The organism is Pseudomonas sp. EA_35y_Pfl2_R5, assembly GCF_963970805.1.
Taxonomy (GTDB): Bacteria; Pseudomonadota; Gammaproteobacteria; order Pseudomonadales; family Pseudomonadaceae; genus Aquipseudomonas.
Window position 1 is genome coordinate 1 of the sequence record NZ_CAXAOW010000005.1, and the last position, 23668, is coordinate 23668.

Annotated in this window: 20 protein-coding genes and 1 pseudogene; 5 read left to right on the top strand and 16 right to left on the bottom strand. The window is 58.5% G+C overall.

From position 1 onward, the window contains the following. The 7 genes and pseudogenes from AACX99_RS11305 to AACX99_RS11335 form a co-directional block, all read right to left on the bottom strand. Nucleotides 1-2139: pseudogene (locus AACX99_RS11305) on the bottom strand (hypothetical protein); the annotation flags it as partial. Between the two features lie 247 nt (nt 2140-2386). After that, nucleotides 2387-3802 carry an HlyD family type I secretion periplasmic adaptor subunit gene (locus AACX99_RS11310; protein ID WP_339411872.1) on the bottom strand — a complete coding sequence of 472 codons (1416 nt, stop codon included), beginning with the start codon at nt 3800-3802 and terminating at the stop codon, nt 2387-2389. Continuing rightward, nucleotides 3799-5946 (bottom strand): type I secretion system permease/ATPase, encoded by a 2148-nt coding sequence (locus tag AACX99_RS11315; protein WP_445261861.1) that lies wholly within the window; start codon nt 5944-5946, stop codon nt 3799-3801. The genes AACX99_RS11310 and AACX99_RS11315 overlap by 4 nt, the downstream gene beginning before the upstream one ends. 177 nt (nt 5947-6123) lie before the next feature. Next, a complete protein-coding gene (locus AACX99_RS11320) occupies nt 6124-7581 on the bottom strand; it encodes an aminotransferase-like domain-containing protein (protein ID WP_339411874.1) in 1458 nt (485 codons plus the stop codon). A gap of 233 nt (nt 7582-7814) precedes the next feature. Next, nucleotides 7815-8627 (bottom strand): OmpA family protein, encoded by an 813-nt coding sequence (locus tag AACX99_RS11325; RefSeq protein ID WP_339411876.1) that lies wholly within the window; start codon nt 8625-8627, stop codon nt 7815-7817. Next, on the bottom strand, nt 8624-8980 hold the full coding sequence (locus tag AACX99_RS11330; RefSeq protein ID WP_339411878.1) for a DUF4398 domain-containing protein: 357 nt from the start codon (nt 8978-8980) through the stop codon (nt 8624-8626). The genes AACX99_RS11325 and AACX99_RS11330 overlap by 4 nt, the downstream gene beginning before the upstream one ends. A 9-nt stretch (nt 8981-8989) precedes the next feature. Further along, a complete protein-coding gene (locus tag AACX99_RS11335; protein ID WP_339411880.1) occupies nt 8990-9817 on the bottom strand; it encodes a substrate-binding periplasmic protein in 828 nt (275 codons plus the stop codon). Nucleotides 9818-9928: 111 nt separating this feature from the next. Here AACX99_RS11335 and AACX99_RS11340 point away from each other — a divergent pair, with 111 nt between their 5' ends. Further along, complete coding sequence (locus AACX99_RS11340) at nt 9929-10858, top strand: alpha/beta fold hydrolase (protein WP_339411882.1); 930 nt, start codon at nt 9929-9931, stop codon at nt 10856-10858. 66 nt (nt 10859-10924) lie between these two features. On the opposite strand, the gene AACX99_RS11345 is transcribed toward AACX99_RS11340, so the two are convergent. Together AACX99_RS11345 and AACX99_RS11350 are read right to left on the bottom strand one after the other, a co-directional pair. Continuing rightward, the gene (locus AACX99_RS11345; RefSeq protein ID WP_339411883.1) at nt 10925-11854 is read right to left on the bottom strand and encodes an electron transfer flavoprotein subunit alpha/FixB family protein; all 930 of its coding nucleotides are present in this window, start codon (nt 11852-11854) and stop codon (nt 10925-10927) included. Continuing rightward, nucleotides 11855-12604, bottom strand: a complete 750-nt coding sequence (locus AACX99_RS11350; RefSeq protein WP_339411884.1) for an electron transfer flavoprotein subunit beta/FixA family protein — start codon at nt 12602-12604, stop codon at nt 11855-11857. A 320-nt stretch (nt 12605-12924) separates the two neighbouring features. Between AACX99_RS11350 and AACX99_RS11355 the strand changes: the two genes are divergently transcribed. Then, nucleotides 12925-14589, top strand: coding sequence for an electron transfer flavoprotein-ubiquinone oxidoreductase (locus tag AACX99_RS11355; RefSeq protein ID WP_339411885.1), 1665 nt, complete (start codon nt 12925-12927; stop codon nt 14587-14589). Between the two features lie 214 nt (nt 14590-14803). Here the strand turns inward: AACX99_RS11355 and AACX99_RS11360 are convergent, their stop codons facing one another. Together AACX99_RS11360 and AACX99_RS11365 are read right to left on the bottom strand one after the other, a co-directional pair. Beyond that, the gene (locus AACX99_RS11360; protein ID WP_339411886.1) at nt 14804-15373 is read right to left on the bottom strand and encodes a DUF1285 domain-containing protein; all 570 of its coding nucleotides are present in this window, start codon (nt 15371-15373) and stop codon (nt 14804-14806) included. Nucleotides 15374-15375: 2 nt separating this feature from the next. After that, nucleotides 15376-15978 carry a DUF4823 domain-containing protein gene (locus AACX99_RS11365; protein WP_339411888.1) on the bottom strand — a complete coding sequence of 201 codons (603 nt, stop codon included), beginning with the start codon at nt 15976-15978 and terminating at the stop codon, nt 15376-15378. 147 nt (nt 15979-16125) lie between these two features. Here AACX99_RS11365 and AACX99_RS11370 point away from each other — a divergent pair, with 147 nt between their 5' ends. From AACX99_RS11370 to AACX99_RS11380, 3 genes are all read left to right on the top strand, one after another. Continuing rightward, the gene (locus tag AACX99_RS11370; RefSeq protein ID WP_339411890.1) at nt 16126-16797 is read left to right on the top strand and encodes a COG3650 family protein; all 672 of its coding nucleotides are present in this window, start codon (nt 16126-16128) and stop codon (nt 16795-16797) included. 82 nt (nt 16798-16879) lie between these two features. Beyond that, entirely contained in the window at nt 16880-17887 is a 1008-nt protein-coding gene (gap, locus tag AACX99_RS11375) for a type I glyceraldehyde-3-phosphate dehydrogenase (protein WP_339411891.1), read from the top strand. A 125-nt stretch (nt 17888-18012) separates the two neighbouring features. Continuing rightward, a complete protein-coding gene (locus tag AACX99_RS11380) occupies nt 18013-19632 on the top strand; it encodes an NAD(P)/FAD-dependent oxidoreductase (protein ID WP_339411892.1) in 1620 nt (539 codons plus the stop codon). Nucleotides 19633-19674: 42 nt separating this feature from the next. Here the strand turns inward: AACX99_RS11380 and AACX99_RS11385 are convergent, their stop codons facing one another. The 5 genes from AACX99_RS11385 to AACX99_RS11405 form a co-directional block, all read right to left on the bottom strand. Next, nucleotides 19675-20535 carry an OmpA family protein gene (locus AACX99_RS11385; RefSeq protein ID WP_339411893.1) on the bottom strand — a complete coding sequence of 287 codons (861 nt, stop codon included), beginning with the start codon at nt 20533-20535 and terminating at the stop codon, nt 19675-19677. A 96-nt stretch (nt 20536-20631) separates the two neighbouring features. Then, the gene (locus AACX99_RS11390) at nt 20632-21144 is read right to left on the bottom strand and encodes a GNAT family N-acetyltransferase (RefSeq protein ID WP_339411894.1); all 513 of its coding nucleotides are present in this window, start codon (nt 21142-21144) and stop codon (nt 20632-20634) included. Then, nucleotides 21145-22242 carry a PLP-dependent cysteine synthase family protein gene (locus tag AACX99_RS11395; RefSeq protein ID WP_445261862.1) on the bottom strand — a complete coding sequence of 366 codons (1098 nt, stop codon included), beginning with the start codon at nt 22240-22242 and terminating at the stop codon, nt 21145-21147. Nucleotides 22243-22249: 7 nt separating this feature from the next. After that, nucleotides 22250-23155, bottom strand: coding sequence for a DMT family transporter (locus tag AACX99_RS11400; RefSeq protein ID WP_339411897.1), 906 nt, complete (start codon nt 23153-23155; stop codon nt 22250-22252). Nucleotides 23156-23331: 176 nt separating this feature from the next. Further along, the gene (locus tag AACX99_RS11405; protein WP_339411898.1) at nt 23332-23664 is read right to left on the bottom strand and encodes a Na+/H+ antiporter subunit G; all 333 of its coding nucleotides are present in this window, start codon (nt 23662-23664) and stop codon (nt 23332-23334) included. Nucleotides 23665-23668 lie beyond the last annotated feature (4 nt).

A 23668-nucleotide genomic window follows, 5' to 3' on the forward strand; every position in this document is an offset into this window, starting at 1 on the left:
ATCCTCGCCAAAGCGCAGCACGTCGGTATAGACAGCGGTCGAACCCGAGATGACGCTTTCCGTGATGGTGTCCACACCATCACCCAGGTTGAATACATAGGTGTCGGCGTAGCCGCTACCTATCAGCGCGTCATTACCGGTACCACCGGCCAGGACGTTGCCATTGGAGGAGGCATGTACCAACAAGGTGTCATCGCCGGCTCCGCCGTACAGCGTGTTGCTGCCCGCACCGCCATCAATAATGTCGTTACCTGCACCAGCGAAGAATATATCTGCCTCAACACCTCCCCTCAGATTATCGACACCCTGAGTACCAAAGCGTACCGCACCAGTTGTATGAGGAAGCAAAGCGAGTTGACGTTGAAGCTCAACGGCATCAGTTTCGCTCAAGGCATTGAACATGCTGTCGCCCGCCCCCCCCCAGTCCAGCATATCTTTGCCCGAAAATTTCATGTAGTTAATGAAATCAGCAAGGTCCAAAAGGGTTTCAACTGGGTTCTGCTGGGCATTCTGTTGAAAAAGTTGCTGGCTGGCCGCAAGGTCTAGAGCAAAGCCGGCTTCTGTAAACTCTACCCTAACTACATCAAGATAAGGTTGCAGTTGTGTTTGAACTACTAAGCCCTTATAGACCGATGTTAGTAAAGACTCATATGACTGATTTAGCAGTGCCGCCTGGCCAGCGTTGATATTGAGGTCTTTTTCGGTCAGCACTACTTCCCGAACACCAAACCCTAACGATCTCGTGCCGGTAGCAGCACCTGAGGCCAAGGTAAGTCGATTAATAGCGTCCCCATTTGAGTCCCCAGACGTAGTGCTTCGGGAAAAGTTGAAGAAGTTCTGAGCATTGAACACTTCCAGTACTTTGATACGCTCCAGCAACTGCTTTTGTGCGAGCTGTGCTTCTGTAGGCCCGCTATTAGCAGCAGATCCATCACCCTCTGCTAGATTAACGCTACCACTGCTTCCGCCACCACCGACGCCAAAGCCTTCCGTCTCAGCGCGTTCCCAGGAATAAGCGAAGCTGACTTCTAACAGGTCATTGCCGAGGTTGCCGATACGTTGATCCCAGGTCTTAAAGGCAGAACTTGAGGCCCATTCGGTTAAAAGCTTATCAAGCAGGCCCATTTGTTGCTCACGACTCTGCGCCTGGCTGTATTGGTCTAAGACGCTTTTCAGCCCGGCCTTGAGCATTGCGGCCTCACGCAGATCGCGCACGGCACCAGAACCCTTCATGTCAGGCAGGGCTTTGACGCTGTCACTTAATGCGATACGGTCGGTGTATTCGCGGTAGAACGGATTAGTGGCCAAATCCAGGTTGGCGGCCAAGCTCTGGTTGCCATTGACCGAACCCTCGCTGCCATCCCCACGCACGAAAGTACCCACGGCACTGATTAAGTTGCCATTGGAGTTCTGGTTGGTCGCAGTGGAGCCCAGATTAATAGCGGTAATATTGTGCTCGGCCAGGCTCTTCATCTCGTTGGCCTGGGCGATACCATCCTGATTCGTATCCTGCCAAACGCGAACGCTCACGAACTGTTGATCTTGGGCATCGAATACACCGTCTGTATTACCATCCAAGTCACGCAATGCATCAAAGCCGTCGGAGGCCAACTGACCATTGGCCTTGACGGTATCAACTCCGAACAGCTCCTTGCCGGAATCAATCGTGCCATTGCCGTTGCGATCTAGCACTAGAAAACCGTCATCGCCCTTAACCCAACCTGTACCTGTTTTAAGACCGTCACCATCGAAGTCAAAGGTAATACCGGAGTTGTCTGAAATAGTTTCTATGCCGTCGTCGTCGAGATCAAGAGCGAGAGGATCGCTGCGCTGGACGAAACTATGAGAGGACCTGAAAGTTGTATTTGTATTAGGATCAATACTCTTATCAAAGTCTAGCGCAACCTTAAGCGCTTGATTATGATTATTAATAGAATTAAACACCCTACTTAAGTCCACCTCACCGCCCAAAAATTGTTCCGCTGTTTCTTGAGCACCCACTTGGTTTTCAGGGCTCCACGGCCCTCCTTCTGACCTCCATGCTATATATGCCGCTTGAATTGCATTCGCGACGGCATTATTCGCATAACTAGTTCGTACTGTTTTATGCGGCTCCGCTTGCTGTGACTGTTGCGCCATACCAACCTCCATATTAATTAAACACAACTATAGTTAAGAGAGGCTTACCCCCACACTAAACATATAAAATCAACATCTGCACCAAGGATGCCAAAGCAAGAACTTTCCGACTAAAACAAATTATCAGCACCCCTCCTAACGAGAGATTCTGAAAAATAGCTCGCTAAGACCATTAATATTGGGATTTATTAAGCATTCTGTCTCCGATGGGTCACTACCCTCACCAACCCACCCCATTATTTTATGCTCAGCGCTCGCTTAAGCTTTCCGCCGTGTATTGCTTGAGCGGACTGAGGAAGTAATCAATCACCTTCCGCTTATCCGTCTTAACTTCCGCCCTAACCGCCATACCCGGCGATAGCGCAATTAGATTCTCACCCACCTGAATCGTGTTCTTCTTAAGCTGTATACGCGCGCTATACACCAACCCCAACCGTTCATCTTCGATGGCATCGTTGGAGATGCTTTGCACAACGCCGTCGACCACGCCGTACTTGGTGAAGCTGAAGGTTTCGACTTTGATCTCTACGGTTTGCCCTGGCCTTACAAAGCCGATGTCCTTGTTCTCCAGCATGGCTTCCACTTCCACTGGCTGGTCACTGGGGACGATGACCATCAGAGGTTGTGCTTCGGTGACTACACCGCCATTGGTATGTATGGCCAGTTGCTGCACGGTGCCATCTACCGGTGCGGTCAGGCGCATCAGGCTGTCGCGCTGTTGCGCCTTTTTCAGCTCTTGGGTGAGTGCAGCGGCGCGTTGTTGAGACTCATGTTGCAGGTCGAGCATGGCTCGGCGGGTCTGGGCAATCACGCTGTTTTGCTGGCTCTGCGCAGCCTTCTTCGCCGCACTGAGTTCGCGTACACGCGATTGCTGAATACTCAACTCACGCTCCTGATCGAGTCGAATCTGTTCCTTTTCCAAGTAGGCGTGTTTGGCGACAAATTGTCGTTCGAGCAAACGCTTGTAGTCGGCAGCCAGCTCACGGGTGATCGGGAGGCTTAGCTCCAGTGAAGACACCGTGCTTTGTGCAGCCTGGATCTCGGCACTGCGCTGCTCGATGGCGGCAGCGCTTTGTTCCAAAGTGCTTTGCAGTTCCAAGTACTGGCCTTGCAGCCAGCGTTGCGCCGCCAGTTGCTGTTCGGCGCTGGCCTGGGGGATCAGCTGCGCCAGGCTTGTCGGGGCACGGTTGTTCTGAATGGCCTCCAGCAATGCTTGGGCGCGGGCGCTGTCGACCTGGGCGGCGAGCAGGTCGCTGTTCAGGCGCTCGACATCGGCACCGGTCATGCTGGTGTCCAGTTCAATCAGTAGGTCACCGACTTTGACCTGTTGCCCGTCGTATACATGAATGGCTTTGACCACCGCTACTTCGCTGGGCTGGATAACCTTGCTCTTACCGCTGGGCACGATCTTCCCGCTGGCGGTGGCAACCACGTCGATTTCACCGACGCAGGCCCACAGCAGGGACAGGGCCGCAAAAGCCATAATGGTCCATTGGGTATAACGTGGCGCTGGATGCACCGGCTGTTCTTGCAAAGCCAAAGCAGCCGGCAGGAATTGCACCTCGTGGTTTAGCCGCGCCGGTGCATCCATGGCTTTGCGGTTCTGCCAGGAGTGTCGCCAGGCCTGACGGTAGCGGTTGATCAAGTCGCGTTTGGCGCTCATGCCGCACCGCCTTGCTGCAGGCGATGTAAACGTGAGTAATGGCCAGCCTGGTGGGTCAGCAGTTCGGTATGGCTGCCCTGCTCGACGATCTGCCCGCGATCCATAACCAGGATACGGTTGGCGTCGCGTACGGCAGAAAGACGGTGAGCAATGATGATCACCGTGCGGCCTTTGCAGATGGTCTGCATGTTCTGCTGAATAATGCGTTCGGACTCATAGTCCAGAGCACTGGTCGCTTCGTCGAAGATCAAGATGCGCGGGTTGCCGATCAGCGCGCGGGCGATGGCGATGCGTTGACGCTGGCCGCCCGAGAGTGAGGCGCCATGTTCGCCCACTACGGTGTCGTAGCCTTCTGGCAGTTCGAGGATGAAGTCGTGAGCACCGGCCATCTTGGCTGCCTGCATCACGGCTTCGATGGGCGTGCCCGGGTCAACCAGGGCAATGTTCTCGCGGATGCTGCGGGCGAACAGCATGTTGTCCTGCAGCACCACGCCAATCTGTCGGCGCAGTGAGGAGACATCGGCCAGGGCTAGATCCATGCCGTCAACCAGCACGCGGCCGCGCTCGGGGGTGTAGAGGCGCTGCAGTAAACGGGTCAATGTGCTTTTGCCGGAGCCGGAGCGCCCGACGACGCCAATCACTTCGCCCGCTTGGATGGTCAGGCTAATACCGCGCAGCACTTCCGAGCCATCGGGGCGATAGCGGAACTGCACTTGGTCAAATTCAACATCGCCGCGCAGTGGCGGCAAAGCGCTGCGCGAGTCCTGAGACAGTTCGGTACGGGTATTGAGAATGTCGCCCAAGCGCTGCACGGAAACGCCAGTCTGCTGGAAGTTGGTCCACAGTTGAGCCAGCCGCATGATCGGCTGAGATACCCGGCCGGCGAGCATGTTGAAAGCAATCAACTGGCCCACGCTCAGATCGCCTTCAACCACTAAGCGTGCGCCCAGCCACAGAGTCGTAACAGTCACCAGCTTGCCAATAAAGCCGACGCTTTCATTGGCGATGGTGGAGAGAGTTTGGGTTTTGAAACTGGCAGCCACATAACCGGCCAGCTGGTTATCCCACTTGCGGTTGATCTGCGGCTCCACTGCCATCGACTTGAGGGTGTCGATGCCGTTAATGGTTTCCACCAGAAACGCCTGATTCTCCGCACCCCGGGTAAAACTCTCGTTTAGGCGCGCCCGCAATACCGGGGTGATCAGCAGGGACACAATGAAGTACAACGGTAGAGACAGCACCACCACAAGAGTCAGCCAGCCGCTGTACATAAACATCACAGCGATAAACACCACGGAGAACAGCACATCCAGAATCAGGGTGATGCTGTTGCCGGTGAGGAAGCTACGGATGTTTTCCAGCTCGCGTACGCGTGCAACCGAATCACCGACCCGCCGTGCCTGAAAATAGGCCAGTGGCAAAGTCACCAGATGGCGAAACAAGCGTGAGCCCAACTCCACGTCGATCCGGCTGGCGGTGTGGGCGAAGACATAACTGCGTAGGCCACTGAGCACGGTCTCGAAGATCATGATGCCAAGCAGGCCAATTGCGATCACGTCCAAGGTGGTCAGGCCGCGGTGCACCAACACCTTGTCCATTACCACCTGGAAAAACAGCGGCGTGAGCAGTGCAAAAATATTGAGTACAAACGACACCAGCAGCACTTCGCCGAGCAGCTTGCGGTATTTGACGATAGCCGGAATAAACCAGCTGAAGTCGAAGCGCGCCAGGTCACCGGCGAGCGAGGACTCCGAACGAATGAGGATCAACTCGCCGGTCCAGCGAGCTTCTAGTTCCTCGAAGCTCAGCACTTCCGGGCGCTGAGCCTGCGGGTCATGGATCAGTGCTTTACCGTCATCCAGGCGGGCGATGATAAAGAAGCGCCCGTCGCCATCAGCGGCTATGGCCGGTAACGGTGTATGGCTCAAGCGGGACAGCGAGCTGCGTGCAGACTTGGCTTTGAGGCCCAGCTTCTTGGCCGCCAAGAGCACCTCAGTGCGGCCAAACAGACGGCCGTCTTCGGCGTACTCGTGGGTGAGTTGTTCGGGGGAGGCAGCAACGTTGTGGAAACGCGCAAGCATTACGAGGCAGGCAAGGCCCGTGTCGAGCGGGGCTGGCTCGGAAAAAACGTCTGACATCGGCATCCCTGCACTTTGCAAAAACTCATTGCAGTCGGCAGTAGCACTACCGACTGCTCTATCCATGACCTATGCCGAGCAACGGATTGCCCTCAACATGGAATTTCGAGAGGCTTTTTACGTAATGGCGAGATGCCAGTCAAATACTCTTGGCAAAAAAGCGAGCCCGATCACCCCTCGTAGCTAAAAATGGCGACGGACATCACCTTCATCACCGCCTTCCTGACATAGCTGCCCGGCAAGCATGCCCAGGGTCATCAAAGCGCGCTCGGCTTCACGGTTCCATGGAATACCACAGTTCAGGCGGATGCAGTGGTTGAACTGCTCGGTATTACTGAAGATCAGCCCCGGCGCAATGCTGATGCCCTGCTGCAGGGCGCGTACGTGAAGGTCCTTGGTATTGACACGCGCCGGCAGGCTGACCCAGAGAATAAAACCGCCCTTGGGCCGACTCATCTGCGTGCCTTCCGGGAAATATTGCTGCACCGCCAGCTGGAAGGCGCTGAGGTTCTTGCGGTACTCCTGACGGATAAAGCGCAGGTGGCGATCGTAACCACCGTTCTCCAGATAGGCCGCTACCGCCATCTGCGTCACGCTACACGCCGAGTGGGTGCTGAAGGTCTGCAAACGCTGGATTTCATCCTGATACTTGCCGGCGACAATCCAGCCGATACGCACACCCGGTGAGAGGGTTTTCGAGAAGCTCGAGCAATACACCACCCGCCCTTCGCGGTCATGGGATTTGAGCGCCTTGGTCGGGCCTTGCTCGAACATCAGCTCACCGTAGATATCGTCTTCGATGATCTGAATATCGTAGTCACTCGCCAAACGCAGCAGCTGACGCTGACGCTCTTCGGGAATGGTGCCGCCCAGCGGGTTGCTCAGCCTCGCGGTCAGTACCAGCGCCTTAATTGGCCATTGGTTCGCTGCCAGTTGCAAAGCCTCCAGACTGATACCGGTGGTCGGATCGCTGGGAATCTCGATGACTTTCAGCCCGAGCAGGTCGGCCAGTTGCAACAGACCGTAATAGGTCGGCGACTCGGCGGCGATCAGATCACCCGGTTTGGTCAGCACGCGCAGGCTCATCTGCAGCGCATCCACGCAGCCGTGAGTGATCACCACCTCAGTCGGGTCGACCACCACGCCGGCGTCGCGCATACGAATCGCCACCTGGCGGCGCAGCGGCTCGAAGCCTGGGCTGAACATATAGCTGAAAGCCCGCGCACTGTGAAAACGAGTGACCTTGGCCAACTGCTGGTGCAACGCACGCACGGGCAAGTAATCCACATGCGGCACCGCGGCGCCGAGAGGGAATACACCCTCGCGCCGCGACTCGGTGAGCACCTGATTGATAATGCTGCTGCGCGTCACCAAGCCAGGGCGCTCTACGCGGGCGATATCGGGAGTTGGCGCAGTCAGGGCAGGGGTCTGGTGCACGTAGAAGCCAGACTGCGGGCGGGCGCGAATCAGACCCTGATCTTCCAAGTTGGCGTAGGCCTGCAGCACAGTCGCGTGGCTGACGCTGAGCTGCGCACTCATCTTGCGCACCGAAGGTACACGCTCACCGGGCTGGTAAACGCCGCGGCGGATGTCTTCCGCCAGTTGCTGGGCAATACGCTGATAAAGCAACAGATTGGTCATGACCGCGTTCCTGCTTGACTGAACCGTAACAGTAAACCGGGCTTTTACGATTGCACCGGTACAGCTCACTGAATTGTGGGCGATACAGTGCGAACCCGCCAGGACTGTAGCGGTTCAATTAACAGGTGTATGGACTGTGGGGCGATGCCTAGCGACTGCCCGCAGGCTGCGCCGATCTGAATGACAGGCAATAAAAAGCCCCGGCCAACCGGGGCTTTTAAACGACGCAAAACTTAGCGCGACGAGCCCAGGTTGCCTTGCTCATCGGAGAACACGATCTCTACCCGGCGATTTTGCGCCCGGCCTTTCGCTGAGGCATTTTCGGTTACCGGGAAGCTCTCGCCATGGCTCTGCACTTCGATGCGTTTACCATCGATGCCCAGATCGACCAGTACATCGGCCACTGCCTGGGCACGAGCGCGGGATAGCTCAAGGTTTTCCTGGGCATCGCCACGGCTGTCGGTATAGCCCTCGATGCGCACGATGCGCCGGGGATTGAGCTGAAGGAACTGCACCAACTTCAATACTGTGCGATTGGCCGAGGCCTTGAGGTCGCTGTGGCCGGCATCGAACAGCACATCGCCCAGGGTCATCACCAGGCCGCGCTCGCTCTGGCTGGTGGCCAGGCTGACCATCTGCTCTTCAAGCCAATTGCTTTGATCCTGCACGCTGAGCAGCTTGGCCTCACGCAAGGCTAACTGCAGGCGCTGACGCTCCAGCTCCAGCTTGACCGCACGCTCTTGGTTCAGATTGAGCGCGCTCTTCTGCCCAGCAATCGCACTGTATTGCTGGCTGAGATAGGCATAGTGACTGACATCAGCGCCGCTGCCCCAATAGCTCGACAGCCGATCAGCCTTGGCCAGCGACTCACCAGCGCGAATCAGGTCCTTGGGCGCACTGCGCAGCACATCGGCATCTTCCTTGACCTGCTGAAAGGCGGCGTTCGCCTCCTGTAGTGCTTGGTCGCTTGAGCTGTGCGATGAGGCGCAGCCGGTCAACAGCAGCGCCACGAAAAGCGCCGACAGACTTAGCTGAGCATGCTTCATTGCAAGCCTCCCAGCTGTTTGCGCAAGCGGTTGATGGCGTTACTCAGTTCGGCCAGTTGCTGCTGGCTTTTCTCGGTCAGGTGCTCGGCTTCAGCCAGTCGCGCATCCAGCTCGGCCTGCTCGGCATACACCCGCGCCTGTTTGTAATCCTCATCCTGCATAGCCGCTTGGGCCAATGCGAGCTTTTCCTCGGCCAGGCGCAGCGAAGCCGATTGCTCAGCAGAAATACCCAGCGCCTTGGCCTGACTAAGCGCTTGTTCGGTCAAGCTCAGCTGCTCATTAGGCGCAGGGTCGGATGCACAGGCACTGAGCATGAGCGGCAGCAAGGCCGCACAAATACGTCGATAAATCACAGATTTTCCCTACTGTTCAGCTTCACCGGTGGGGGCGAGCTGTTGATCTTTCCAGCGCTGCAGATTGCGTTGCAGCAAGTCGTCCGGCAAACCGCTGGCGATCGCCTCGTTCATTTTCTTCGCCAACATGCCGCGCAGCCACGCATCGTTGCAGGCCGAGTTATGCGACAACGTCAGGTATAAACCTTCGCTGGAGATCGGTGGATCGAGCACCAGCAGATCGTCCTGCATGCCCAAGCTATCGGCCAGAGCCTGCCCCGGATAACGCTCGTAAAGCACATAGTCGGTACGCCCAAGCAAGAGCTTCTGGAACGCCTGGGTCAGGCTGGCAACGCCTTCCAGAGTCAGATTACTCTTGGCGTAGGCATCAAATGTCTGGCCAAAACTGTTGTTAACCAAGGTATCGCCGGTGCGATTGCGCAAGTCATCCCAGCCGGCGTAGGGGAACTCGGCACCGCGATGTACCCAGACCACACTTGGGGTATAGAAAAACGCCGGATGCACGTAATCCATGACTTCCAGGCGCGGCAGAGTCAGAAACGCCCCGGCAATCAGGTCGACACGACCGGTGCGCACTTCATCCTGTGCCCGTGACCAGGGCCCGGTATAGATGATATCCACCACCACACCCAGCTCCTTGGCCAGGTGCTGCAGCAGGTCGGCATTGGCGCCGATCAGTTGTTGAGGATTCTGCGGGTCACGCCAGAGGTATGGCGGATACTCCGGATTACCAGTCGCCACCAGGCGTTCGCACTTGCCTGCTGCAACGGCTAAAGCCGGCATCAGCAGCGCTGCAAACAACAGGAGAAACGACCTATAAAAACCACGCTCAAGCATTGGCGACTTCTCGACTTAACCTTGGATGGGCGTCTGCGGCCACACATCGGGAGACTTCTGGATCATGCTAGCTTAATACGCATCCATACGAATTCGCGATAAAGACTAATCATGAAAAAACTGATCGCAGCCTTAATGCTACTGCTAACCGGCACTGCAGCCCTGCTCTACCTGTCACCCGCCGCTTTGTTGACGAGCGTACAGCTGGTGGAGCGACAACGCGCCGGGCTAAGTCTCAAGCAGATCAGCGTGGGCGATCTTAGCATTCATTACTACGAGGGCGGCCCAAGCAGCGCACAAACCATCCTGATGGTGCACGGCTTTGCGGCCAACAAGGATAACTGGCTGCGTTTCGCTCGGCACCTCAGCCAGGATTACCGGATTATAGCCCTCGACCTGCCAGGCTTCGGTGCCAGCGACAAACCAGCCGGGAGCTACGATGTTGGCACCCAGACCGAACGCCTGGCCAGCGTGATTGATGCGCTGAAAATAGAACAGCTGCACTTGATCGGCAACTCCATGGGCGGGCATATCAGCGCGCTATATGCCGCACGCTATCCACACAAGACTTTATCTCTGGCACTACTCGACAACGCCGGTATCACCTCGCCGCAGCCTAGCGAACTGATGCAACGGCTGCAGCGCGGCGAGCCCAATCCGCTGGTGGTAAAAAGCCCCGAGGATTTTCAGCGCCTGCTCGATTTTATCTTCGTGCAGCCGCCCTATCTGCCGGAATCGCTCAAGGTCTATTTCGCCGAGCAGGCCATCGCCAATAGCGCGCACTACGACCAGGTATTCGCCCACCTGATCGAACGCTATATCCCGTTGGAACCGGAGCTGCCGAAGATCCAGGCACCGACGCTGATCATCTGGGGCGCAGAAGATCGTGCACTAAACGTATCCAGTGTCGAGGTCATGCAGCCCCTGCTGCGCAAACCCAGCGTGGTTATCCTGGCGGATACCGGCCATGCGCCGATGATTGAACGGGCGGAACTGACCGCACAGCACTACCGGACCTTTCTCCAAGCATTGCCGGATTAGCGCCAAAATATAGGCAATAAAAAACCCGCTCAGTGAGCGGGTTTTTTCTGCACTAGGGAAACCGGCTTAGACCAGTTTTTCCAGTTCAGGTACTGCTTCGAACAGGTCAGCAACCAGGCCGTAATCGGCAACCTGAAAGATCGGCGCTTCTTCGTCCTTGTTGATCGCAACGATCACCTTGGAGTCTTTCATACCAGCCAGGTGCTGGATCGCGCCGGAGATACCGACGGCGATGTACAGCTGTGGCGCAACAATTTTGCCGGTCTGGCCGACCTGCATATCGTTCGGTACGAAACCTGCGTCAACTGCGGCGCGCGAGGCACCTACAGCAGCGCCCAGTTTGTCGGCCAGAGCGTACAGGTGTTTGAAGTTGTCACCGTTCTGCATGCCACGGCCGCCGGAAACGACGATCTTGGCAGCGGTCAGTTCAGGACGATCGGACTTGGCCAGTTCTTCACCAACGAAAGCCGATTTGCCAGCGTCAGCTGCGCCGCCAACTGCTTCAACAGCAGCAGAGCCACCTTCAGCAGCAACCGGATCAAAACCCGTGCTACGCACGGTGATGACTTTAACGGCAGCGGAAGATTGCACGGTGGCGATAGCGTTACCGGCATAGATCGGACGCTTGAAAGTGTCAGCGCTTTCAACAGCGATGATTTCCGAGATCTGATCAACGTCCAGCGCAGCGGCAACGCGCGGCAGAATGTTCTTACCGTTGCTGGTAGCAGCAGCCAGAATGTGGCTGTAGCCCTTGCCCAGCTCAGCTACCAGCGGCGCGACGTTTTCCGGCAGCTGGTGAGTGAAAGCGGCGTTGTCAGCAACCAGCACCTTGGCCACGCCAGCAATTTTGCCAGCAGCTTCGGCAGCAGCGCCGCAAGCGGAGCCTGCAACCAGAACGTGGATGTCACCACCGATCTTCGCAGCAGCTGCAACAGTGTTCAGCGTGGCTGGAGCCAGGGCGGCATTGGTGTGTTCAGCGATAACCAGGATAGTCATTTAGATTACCTTCGCCTCGTTCTTCAATTTCTCGACCAGTTCAGCCACGGACTTGACCTTGATGCCGGCACTGCGGGTAGCAGGCGCTTCGACTTTCAGAGTTTTGACGGTGGATGCGGTAGAAACGCCCAGATCGGCCGGAGTAACAGTTTCCAGCGGCTTTTTCTTGGCTTTCATGATGTTCGGCAGCGACGCATAACGCGGCTCATTGAGGCGCAGGTCGGTGGTCACGATAGCTGGCAGGCTCAGAGCAACGGTCTGTAGACCGCCGTCGATCTCGCGGGTTACGTTGACCTTGTCGCCAGCTACTTCAACCTTGGAGGCGAAGGTGCCCTGACCGAAACCAGTCAGTGCGCCGAGCATCTGGCCGGTCTGGTTGTTGTCGCTGTCGATGGCCTGTTTGCCCATGATCACCAACTGCGGCTGCTCTTTGTCGACCACTGCCTTAAGCAGTTTGGCCACAGCCAGGGAGTTCAGTTCGTCACCGGACTCAACCAGGATGGCACGGTCAGCACCCAGCGCCAGCGCGGTACGCAGCTGCTCTTGAGCAGTGGCCGGGCCGATGGTTACGACAACGATCTCGCTCGCCACGCCTTTCTCTTTCAGGCGTACAGCTTCTTCCACGGCGATTTCGCAGAAAGGGTTCATCGACATCTTGACGTTGGCAAGATCAACGCCGCTGTTGTCCGCTTTGACGCGAACTTTGACGTTGTAGTCGACCACTCGTTTGACAGCTACAAGAACCTTCATGGATTCCTCGTTACTCTCCGGTGAATAAGAATGTCGCCAGAAGCGAACATGGCGGGAACTACAGACCGGCCGGAACCGGGAGTCGACCAATAACGGCAGACACAAAACCGCCCGTATCTTGACCGCACGACCTAGACTGGTCAATACAACGAACCGGCCAATCGTCAGCGATGTAGTAAGATTCTAACAGCCCTACAGAAAATTCAAACAAACGTTTGTATTGGCCCATCCGAAGGGTCTGGATATAATGCGCCAGCATCGCTCATGGAACGAGCTCGATCGCCAAATAAAATTAGAGAGCCCTGAGTAGGAGATTGCCTGTGGAACGCGAATTTATGGAATTCGACGTCGTCATCGTCGGCGCCGGCCCTGCTGGTTTGTCCGCCGCCTGCCGACTGAAGCAGAAAGCCGCCGAAGCCGGCAAAGAAATCAGCGTCTGCGTGGTCGAAAAAGGCTCCGAAGTCGGCGCGCACATTCTTTCCGGTGCGGTGTTCGAGCCGCGTGCATTGAATGAGCTGTTCCCTGACTGGAAAGAGCTGGGCGCCCCGCTCAACACCCCGGTCAAGCGCGACGACATTTATGTACTCAAGAACGCCGAGAAAGCCACCAAGGTTCCGGACTTCTTCGTACCCAAGACCATGCACAACCATGGCAACTACATCATTTCCCTCGGCAATCTGTGCCGCTGGCTGGCGCAGCAGGCGGAAAACTTGGGCGTGGAAATCTACCCGGGCTTCGCCGCTCAGGAAGCCCTGATCGACGAGAAAGGCGCGGTCTATGGCATTCTCACCGGCGACCTGGGTGTCGACCGTGAAGGCAACCCGAAAGAGGGTTACTACACCCCAGGCATGGAACTGCGGGCCAAGTACACCCTGTTCGCCGAAGGCTGCCGCGGCCATATCGGCAAGCAGCTGATCAAGCAATTCAACCTCGACTCCGAAGCCGACGCCCAGCACTACGGCATCGGCATCAAGGAAATCTGGGACATCGATCCGGCCAAGCACGAACAAGGCCTGGTGGTACACACCGCTGGCTGGCCACTGGACCTCGTCGCCAAAGAAAACACCGGCGGCTCCTTCCTTTATCACCTGGAAAACAACCAGGTGGTAGTCGGCCTGATCGTTGATCTGTCCTACAGCAACCCGCACCTGTCGCCATTCGACGAGTTCCAGCGCTACAAGCACCATCCGGTGATCGCCCAGTACCTGGAAGGCGGCAAGCGCATCGCTTACGGTGCTCGCGCCCTGGCCAAAGGCGGCATCAACTCCCTGCCGAAGATGGTGTTCAACGGCGGCGCCCTGATCGGCTGCGACCTCGGCACCATGAACGTGGCGAAAATCAAGGGCAGCCACACCGCCATGAAATCCGGCATGCTCGCCGCAGAGGCCGTAGCCGATGCACTGTTTGCCGGTAAAGAAGGCGGCGACCAGCTGACCGGCTATGTCGATGCCTTCAAGGCCAGCTGGCTGTACGACGAGTTGTTCAGCACCCGTAACTTTGGCCCGGCGATGCACAAGTTTGGCCCACTGATGGGTGCCGGCTTCAACTGGCTGGACCAGAACATCTTCGGCGGCAAACTCCCCTTCACCCTGCACGACACCAAGCCGGATTACGCCTGCCTGAAGCCGGCCGCCGAGTGCACAAAGATTGCCTATCCGAAACCGGACGGCAAGCTCAGCTTCGACAAGCTCAGCTCGGTATTCCTCTCCAACACCAACCATGAAGAGGAGCAGCCCTGCCACCTGAAGCTCACCGACCCGAGCATTCCGCTGGGCAAGAATCTGCCGATGTATGACGAACCGGCCCAACGCTACTGCCCGGCCGGCGTTTACGAAATCGTCACCAAGGAAGATGGCGAGCAGAAGTTCCAGATCAATGCACAGAACTGCGTGCACTGCAAAACCTGTGACATCAAGGACCCAGCCCAGAACATCAACTGGGTGGCCCCTGAAGGCACCGGCGGGCCTAACTACCCCAATATGTGAGAACCTGCCTACGCTCTGCTGCGCGTCGGCCCTGCAGCGTTGAAAACAGGTTCGGAATGCTCATGTACAAAAGTACACTCCGCTTCCTCACCTGTTTACGCCTTGCATGGCTTTAGCTCGCGAGATCGTATACAGGCATCTAAGACGCAAAAAGGCTCCTTCGGGAGCCTTTTTTTATTGCGCTGATTGCAACAACCGCTACCGAGAAAGCAGGTCAGTCCGGCTGCGGACCGATAGGAAAAAACTCCCCTCTGCTCCACACACCCAGCCAGGCTTTGCCGTCCATCTCGCGCGGCACCGCCAGCTCGACCAACTGATAGAACACATTGCGGTGAACTAGCGCCTCAAGATTGCTGCGCACGTGCACATAGGGTGCGGGCTCTTCGGTTACGGCATCCAGTTCGACCCGCAGCGGATGCTCACTGCCGGCAACCACCTCATCCTCGACATTGGTGATGAAGCGCAACACTTGCGTCTCACCTTCACCTTCAACCTGCAGGCTGACTGCGACAAAGGGTGCGTCATCGACCTGGATGCCGACCATTTCAACCGGCGTCACCAGCACGTATTTATCGCCATCACGGCGAATGATGGTGGAGAACAGCTTGACCATCGGTTTGCGGCCAATCGGCGTACCCAGGTAGTACCAGGTGCCATCGCGGGCGATGCGCATGTCGATGTCACCGCAGAATGTCGGGTTCCACAGGTGCACTGGCGGCAAGCCCTTGCCTTCCCCTTTGGGTATCTGCGCCAGCAAATCGCCGGCTTTGCCTGTATCAGTCATCATTAATGTCCCAAACCCAATAAACGCCGCGCGTAATCCTGCAGCGCCGGACCAATCAGGTCCTCCGGTTTTGCATCATAGAGGGTCAGCAAGCCTCCGCGGCCACGAATGCGCGCGGTATCGACCAAATAGCGGGTATTGGTCTCGATCAGCATCAGCTGGATCACTCCGCGATCAGTACCCAGGCGATCCAGCGCCTCCTGGTCCTCCCACTCCTCCACCGTACCGATACGGTCATCGGCATAGGCAAAGCGGCTGTATAACAGATAGTGCGCCCCGACTTCGCGGGCCTCGGCCAGCGACTCTTCCAACCCTAGCGGCGCCTTGGCACGACGCACCATGGGGAAATATTCGATAAAGCCCTTGTAGGCTTCCTCAGCCACCACATTGGGCCGCGGGTAGGCATCACCCGGCGGCACGAAATGCCCTTGGGCAATATAAATAAAGGAATCAGCCTGCAGGCGCCAAGGGCTGGCGCGACGCGTCTGGCTATGATCAAGCACGCCCACATCACGCAGTTGATAGATTGCCTCATCCGCCAGATCACTGGCCTTCATGCAGCCACCCAGCAGCAACACGCTCATTATCAGCAACAGACTACGCATCATGTCTCTCCCGCTGCCGGTGACAAGAAACCGGCGGATAGCGCCTAGATGCAGATTTCACGCCACCCTGCCAACATGTAGCGGCGTACCCTTGTGATACGCCAGGGGCCTGGGTAACGTGAGCGCACTTTTCAGGAGTGCCCCACGATGCGTTTCAGCCGCCCTTTTTGCTTTGCCTTGTTGCCACTGCTCGCCAGTTGCCAGGTGTTTACCGACAAACCCGCCGAGCCCGCAATCGAGCAGACGCGCATGCAGGGCGAGCTCAGCCTGAACGCGGGCCAGTTGCTGTTTCGCCCCTGCCAGGAACAACGTCAATTTATCCTCAAGGAAGACAGCGCCGCCGAGCTGAGCAGCGATGCCAGCACGCTGTTTAGTGATGGCCACACAACGCTGCATGTCGATATGCGCGGCCAACTGCAGGCCAATGCGCAGAAAGGTGTCGATGGTCAGTTCGTGCCTAGCCAGGTGTACCGCGTACAGGCTGAAGGCCATGGCTGCACAGATATCAACTTCGCCCGCACCATCCTGCGCGCCAGCGGCCATGAACCGGACTGGAATATCGTGGTAAGCAATCAGGGGCTGATCCTCAATCGCCCAGGCAAAGAGCCACAGGCGCTGCCGTACCTGGAAGAGCAATTGCCCGAAGGTCGCCTCAACCTCAGCAGCGAAGCCAACGGCCAACGCTTGGATCTGTGGATCGCCCGCCAGCGCTGTGTCGATGACATGAGTGGTGCAGTACAGCATTTGAGCGCCGAGTTGCGCCTTAATGGGGAAATCCTGCGTGGTTGCGCCTACCTAGGCGGCGCACGTAACGATTAGTAATCAGCTGGCTGACACGGATCAGCCGGCTGGCAGACGATTGACCTAAGCTGAAAGGGAAGTTAGCCAAAGGGAAATCGTTATGCTGCGCATTGCTATCAATGGATATGGACGTATCGGTCGCTGCCTGGTGCGCGCGTTGTTCGAGCGCAAACTGGAGCAGCAGATCCACCTCACCGCGATCAACGACCTGGGTGAGCAAAGCACCCTCGCTCACCTCACCCGTTTCGACTCCACCTTCGGCCGCTTTCCTGGGGATATCAGCCTGGACGGCGATACCTTGTTGGTAAACGGCCACCCGATCCAGCTGCTGCGTGAGCGCGAAGTGACCAATCTGCCCTGGCGTGAGCACGCGGTGGATCTGGTGCTCGAATGCACCGGCAAGCTGAAGAAGCGCGACCAAGTCGAACAGCACATCAGTGCCGGCAGCCCGCGCGTGCTGCTCTCGCATCCGCTGGACAGCGCCGATCTGACCGTGGTCTATGGCGTTAACCACCAGTTGCTGGGTGATCAGCAGATCGTTTCCAACGCCTCCTGCACCACCAACTGCCTGGCGCCGATGGCCAAGGTGTTGCACGAAGCCGTGGGCATTCGTCAGGGGCTGGTTAATACCATCCACTCCTACACCAATGACCAGAACCTGCTGGACAAGACCCACAGCGACCTCTACCGCGCCCGCGCCGCCGCGCTGTCGATGATCCCCACCAGCACCGGCGCGGCCAAGGCCATCGGCCTGGTCATGCCGGAGCTGATCGGCCGCCTGGATGGGTTATCGATACGCGTACCAACGCCCAACGTGTCACTGGTCGATCTGACCTTTACCAGCGAGCGCCCGACCAGCCGCGAAGCGATCAACGCCGCGCTGCAGGCCGGTGCCTTGCAGTTGCCGCCCGGGGTGATGGAATGCAATGAACTGGCGCTGGTGTCCAGCGACTTCAACGGCCACCCGGTGTCCTGCGTGGTCGACCTCAGCCACACCCGCGTGCAGGGCGATCTGGTCAAGGTCTTGGCCTGGTATGACAACGAGTGGGCCTTCGCCAACCGCATGATCGATGTGATGCTGGCCTGGGTAAAGCCTCAGGCACACTAGCACCCAGCCATATTACAGGCCGCGGCCCGCTATCGGCGGCGGCCTTTAGCCACGGATCAGGCGTATAATCGCCGCCTTTTAAAAGCTGCCGGGTTGCCTCCGGCCCTGAAAGTGGATCGTCCCTCATGCTTCGTATTACCGAACTCAAGCTGCCCCTCGATCACCCCGACGAGGCCCTGCGCCCGGCTATCGTCCAGCGCCTGGGGATTGCCGACAGCGAGCTGCTTGGCTTCACCTTGTTCAAGCGCAGCTACGATGCGCGCAAGAAATCCAGTGAAATGCACTTTATCTACACCATCGACTGCGAGCTGCGCGATGAAGCGACGCTGCTGGCCACGTTCAGCGATGACCGGCATATCAGCGTCACCCCGGATACCGCCTACAAAGCAGTCGGCATGGCGCCTGAGAACCTCGCAGAGCGTCCGCTGGTCGTCGGTTTCGGCCCCTGCGGGATTTTCGCCGCGCTGATCCTCGCCCAGGCCGGACTCAAGCCCATCGTGCTGGAGCGCGGCACCGAAGTGCGCCAACGCACCAAGGACACCTGGGGCCTGTGGCGCAAGAATGTGCTCAACCCTGAGTCCAATGTGCAGTTTGGCGAGGGCGGTGCCGGCACCTTCTCCGATGGCAAGCTGTACAGCCAGATCAAGGACCCCAAGCATTACGGGCGCAAGGTGCTGCATGAGTTCGTCAAAGCCGGCGCGCCGGACGAGATTCTCTATGTCAGCAAGCCGCATATCGGCACCTTCCGCCTCACCGGCGTGGTCGCCACCATGCGCGAGGAAATCAAGGCGCTAGGCGGCGAAGTTCGCTTTCAGCAGCGCGTCAGCGATGTGCTGATCGAGGATGGCCAGCTCAAAGGCGTGGTGCTCGACAGCGGCGAGCAGATTCTCAGCCGCCAGGTGATCCTGGCCCTTGGCCACAGCTCGCGTGACACCTTCCGCATGCTGCACAAACGCGAAGTCTTCATGGAAGCCAAGCCATTTTCGGTGGGCTTTCGTATCGAGCACCCGCAAGGCCTGATTGACCGTGCGCGCCTGGGCAAATACGCCGGCCATCCCAAGCTCGGTGCTGCGGATTACAAACTGGTGCACCACGCGAAGAACGGCCGCTCGGTCTACAGCTTCTGCATGTGTCCAGGCGGCACCGTGGTCGCGGCGACTTCGGAGCCGAACCGCGTGGTGACCAACGGCATGAGCCAGTACTCGCGCAATGAGCGCAATGCCAACGCCGGCATCGTGGTCGGCATCACCCCCGAGCAGGATTATCCCGGTGGCCCGCTGGCCGGCGTGGAGCTGCAAGAACACCTGGAATCCCAGGCCTACCTGCTCGGCGGCAGCAACTACGAAGCGCCGGGGCAACTGGTTGGCGACTTTATTGCCGGCAAAGCGTCCACCGCACTGGGCAGCGTCGAACCATCCTACAAACCTGGGATCAAGCTGGGCGATCTGGCTTTGGCCCTGCCGGACTTTGCCATCGAGGCCATCCGCGAAGCGCTGCCGGCCTTCGGCAAGCAGATCAAGGGTTTCGACCTGCATGACGCGGTGCTGACCGGCATCGAAACCCGCACCTCCTCGCCGCTGCGCATCACCCGTGGCGCAGATATGCAGAGCCTCAATGTGCGCGGCCTGTACCCGGCCGGTGAAGGCGCGGGTTATGCCGGTGGCATCCTCTCCGCCGGGGTTGATGGCATTCGCGTGGCCGAAGCGCTGATCCGCGACATGCTGGGTATTGCCGAACCTGTTTAAGAGGTCACCCACACGCTGCCTGCAAGCCAGGCAGCGTGTGGGCTACAGCTTGACCAACTCGACCCGGCGATTCTTCGCACGCCCTTCCTCACTGCGATTATCCGCCACCGGTCGTTCCTGGCCGGAGCCTGCAGCCGTCAGCCGCTGCGCCTCGATACCGGCGGCGACTATGGCGTTCATCACGCTCTGCGCGCGCTGCTCGGACAGCAGCTTGTTAGCCTCGGCCTGCCCCTGACTGTCGGTATGGCCTTCGATGGCCAGACGCAGAGCCGGCGAGGTTTTCAGCATGCTGACAATCTCCGCTACCGTGGCCAGGCCATCGGCCTTGAGCTCGGCTTTGCTGGTATCGAAGTTGATATACAGAGCGATAAAGCCGTTGCGGTTGAGTTCATCGAGCAACTGATTGGCGCTGACAACCTGCTGCATGGCCGCCACTTCGACGATCACCAGCTTGTAGCTCTGGGTCGGTGCGCTGAAGATTTCCGGTTCCAGGCGCACCCACACCTCCTTACCACCGGTCGTGACCTTCAGCGTGGTTTCGCCGCCATCACCATCCTGCGGCAGACGCTCGTAAACCACTTCGCCGCCGATCGACTTGATCGCATTCTGATAGTTGCGCAGCAGCTGCAGCGGGCTCGGCTGGCTGTCTACCGCGTTGTGGAAATAGCGAATCTGCGTGGCATCGCCTTCCACGGTCTGGCGCTGTGGCACGCCGTCTTGGGTGCCGATGGCGAACTGCGCGGCGTTGTAGTTCTGCTCGTACTCGACGATATGCGAATTCGGGTAGCGGGACAGCAGCGGATGATCCTTCGACCCCGCCGTATCACTGGCAGCCAGCGCCGGTACGCTCAGCCAAACGGCTGACCAGAGCAGCAAGTGCAAGCAGCTGCGCACAGTTCCCATGGTATTTCTCCTGCTGCATTCGGGGCGCGGTGTACGCCCACCTTCAGCAGTGACTTTAGACCAGCACGGCTTGCCCACAGGATCGCGAGCGGCCGACTACACGTGCAGACGCAGACAACAGAGCGTGGTGCACCGCGAACCATTGGGGCGACGTTCAGGGTCCGCGTAGGTTTCGACTTCGACAAAACCGGCCTTGCGCATCATCCCGGCCGAGGCGGCGTTCTCTTCGTGGCGGTCGATATAGATATCGCTTATGCCCTGCTCAACCAGCGCGGCAATCACCTGTTTAAGCAGGCGTGAACCCAGGCCCTGTCCGGCAACTGCGCGATGGGTGACCGCTTCGCAGATATAGGCGTGCTCAAGATCAAGGCGGGCGGGAGGCTGGTAGCGGGAAAACTGCCGCGAACGTTGATAACTGACAAACCCGAGCAGCTCACCACCGCGCTCGGCCAGCAATGCCGACACCGAACCGTCGGCAATCTGCTGGAGATGGGTTGTTACCTCGGCAGGAGGCAGATAATTCCATGGATTCGGCCCGTGCTCGAAGATCAGCCCACAGAGGTTGTCGATATCGGCAGCCGTCGCCTCACGAATGCGCAGGTTATCCATCTACAGCCCTGCCGTGGGCAAGTCAGCCGGCAAGGCGACGCCGCGTTCGGCACAATCCGCCACCGCTGCGATTAACCCAGTCAGGTCGAAACCCTGGGCGCTAAGCCAGGCCTGATCATAGTAAGTGTCGGCATAGCGCTCGCCGCCATCGCAGAGAATCGCCACCACCGAGCCGGACTCCCCCGTAGCGACCATACGTTGCGCCACCAGCAACGCGCCAATCAGGTTAGTGCCACTGGAGCCGCCCACTTTACGACCCAGGCGCTGCGCCAAGTAATGCATGGCGGCTAGCGACAGTACATCGGGCACCTTGCACATCGCATCGATTACCGACGGCAGAAAGGATGCCTCGACTCGCGGCCGGCCGATTCCTTCGATACGCGAACCATGGTTCAGGCACAGGCTGGCATCGCCCGTGCGGTAGTAATCGAAGAACACCGAACGCTCGGCATCGGCGCACAGCACCTGGGTGTTGTGGCGGCGGTAGCGCACATAGCGCCCCAGCGTGGCCAGAGTGCCACCGGTGCCGGGGCTGGAAACCAGCCAACTCGGTTCGGGAAAGCGCTCGCTACGCAGCTGCTGGAAGATCGACTCGGCAATATTGTTGTTGGCACGCCAGTCAGTAGCACGTTCGGCGTAGGTGAACTGATCCATAAAGTGCCCGCCGCCCTCCCGCGCCAGGCGCTCGGATTCGGCGTATATCTGCGTCGGATCCTGCACCAGATGGCTCTGCCCGCCGTAGAAGGCGATCTGCGCGATCTTCTCCTTCGAGGTGCTGGCCGGCATCACCGCAATAAACGGCAACCCCAGCAAGCGGGCAAAATAGGCCTCGGAAATCGCCGTGGAACCGCTGGACGCCTCGATCACCGGCGCGCCAGGTTTGAGCCAGCCGTTACACAGCGCATAAAGAAACAGCGAACGCGCCAGGCGATGCTTAAGACTGCCAGTGGGATGGCTGGACTCGTCCTTGAAATACAGCTCGACGCCCGGTAAGCCCGGCAGCGCCAGGGGAATCAGGTGGGTATCGGCGCTGCGCTGAAAATCCGCCTCGATAATACGGATCGCTTCGCGCGCCCAGCTTCGTGTATCGCTCATCATTAGTTCCTCAATCCAGCACGCCAGCGGGCATGGGCGTAGCACCGCGCCACTGACTTAACAACACGCCGGCAAATACCAAAGCGGCGGCTAAAACCTGCACAGCATTCAGGCTTTCGCCTAAGAGCAGTATGGCGAACAGCAGGGTGAACACCGGAATCAGATTGGTAAAGCCCGACGCCTGGCTAGCCGGCAAGCGGCTGACGCCGAAGTTGTACAACCCGTAGGCGCCCACCGTGACCAGAATGCCCAGGTACGCCACCGCGCCCAGGCCCATTGGGCTAACGCTGGTTGGCAACGGAGCGCTGAACCAGGCCAAGGGCAGAAAGAAGATGGTGCCGACAAAGGCCACCATGGCGGTCAGCAGAAAAGGCGAATAGCGCGATGACAGGTGCTTGAGCAGCAGGGTGTAACCCATGGCGCAAAGCATCGCGAGCAGCTCGTAGAAGTTGCCGAGAATCGGGTTACTGGCATGCTCATCGGCGCTTCCGGCCAGGCTTAGCCATACGGCGCCGATCAGGGCGACCAGAAAACCTGCCAAGGTGATGCGGCTAATCCGCTCGCGCAGGAAGATAAACGCTCCGACCGCCACCAGCAGTGGCAACAAGGCCGTGACCATGCCCGCCTGGGCAGCGCTGGTGTGCTGCAAGGCCAAAGCTTCAAAGAGGAAATATAGACAGGGTTCGCAGGCCGCCAGGCCCAGCAGGTACTTCCAGTCACCGGCGCGGTAGTGCATCTGCCCACGCCAGCGCCAGGCCAGCAGAAACACCAGACTGCCTAAAGCCATACGGCCGAAGATCACCCACAGTGGCGGCAACTCGGCAAAGGCCAGTTTCAGCGCAATAAAGGAACTGCCCCACAGCGCCATGGCGATCACCAGACAGATCACCGCGATGCCCCTTCCCTGCTCTCGCATACCCAAGCCCCTGACTAAAGGCTGCAGTGTAGAGAGGCAGGCGTGGCGCTAACAGATACAGTCAGCGCCGCGAACTGTGTGGGCTGGTTCTTGAGCCTGCTTCGGATCTCGCGAGGCTAAAGCGAGACAAGGCGCTATGTAGTAACAGCCAAGGTTGATCAACACGCGACGCCGGCTTATTGCTCCCAAGGCTTACCGCGGGTCTGCTCGCTGATTCGCAGCTTCTGCTGCATCGCGGCCTTGGCCAGCATATGGGCGCTGACCGGTGCGGTGATAAACAGAAACAGGGCGATCAGCAGTTCATGCAGGCTAACGCCCTCGCCGCGAAAGCTGAAGTAGATCAGCGAGGCAATCACCATGCCGCCCACGCCCAGGGTGCTGGCCTTGGTCGGGCCGTGTAGGCGCATAAAGAAATCCGGCAGGCGGTACAGGCCAATCGCACCGACCAGCGCAAACAGGCTGCCAAGCAGCAGAAACAGCGCCACCAGCGCTTCGATCCAGAAAGCCATCAGG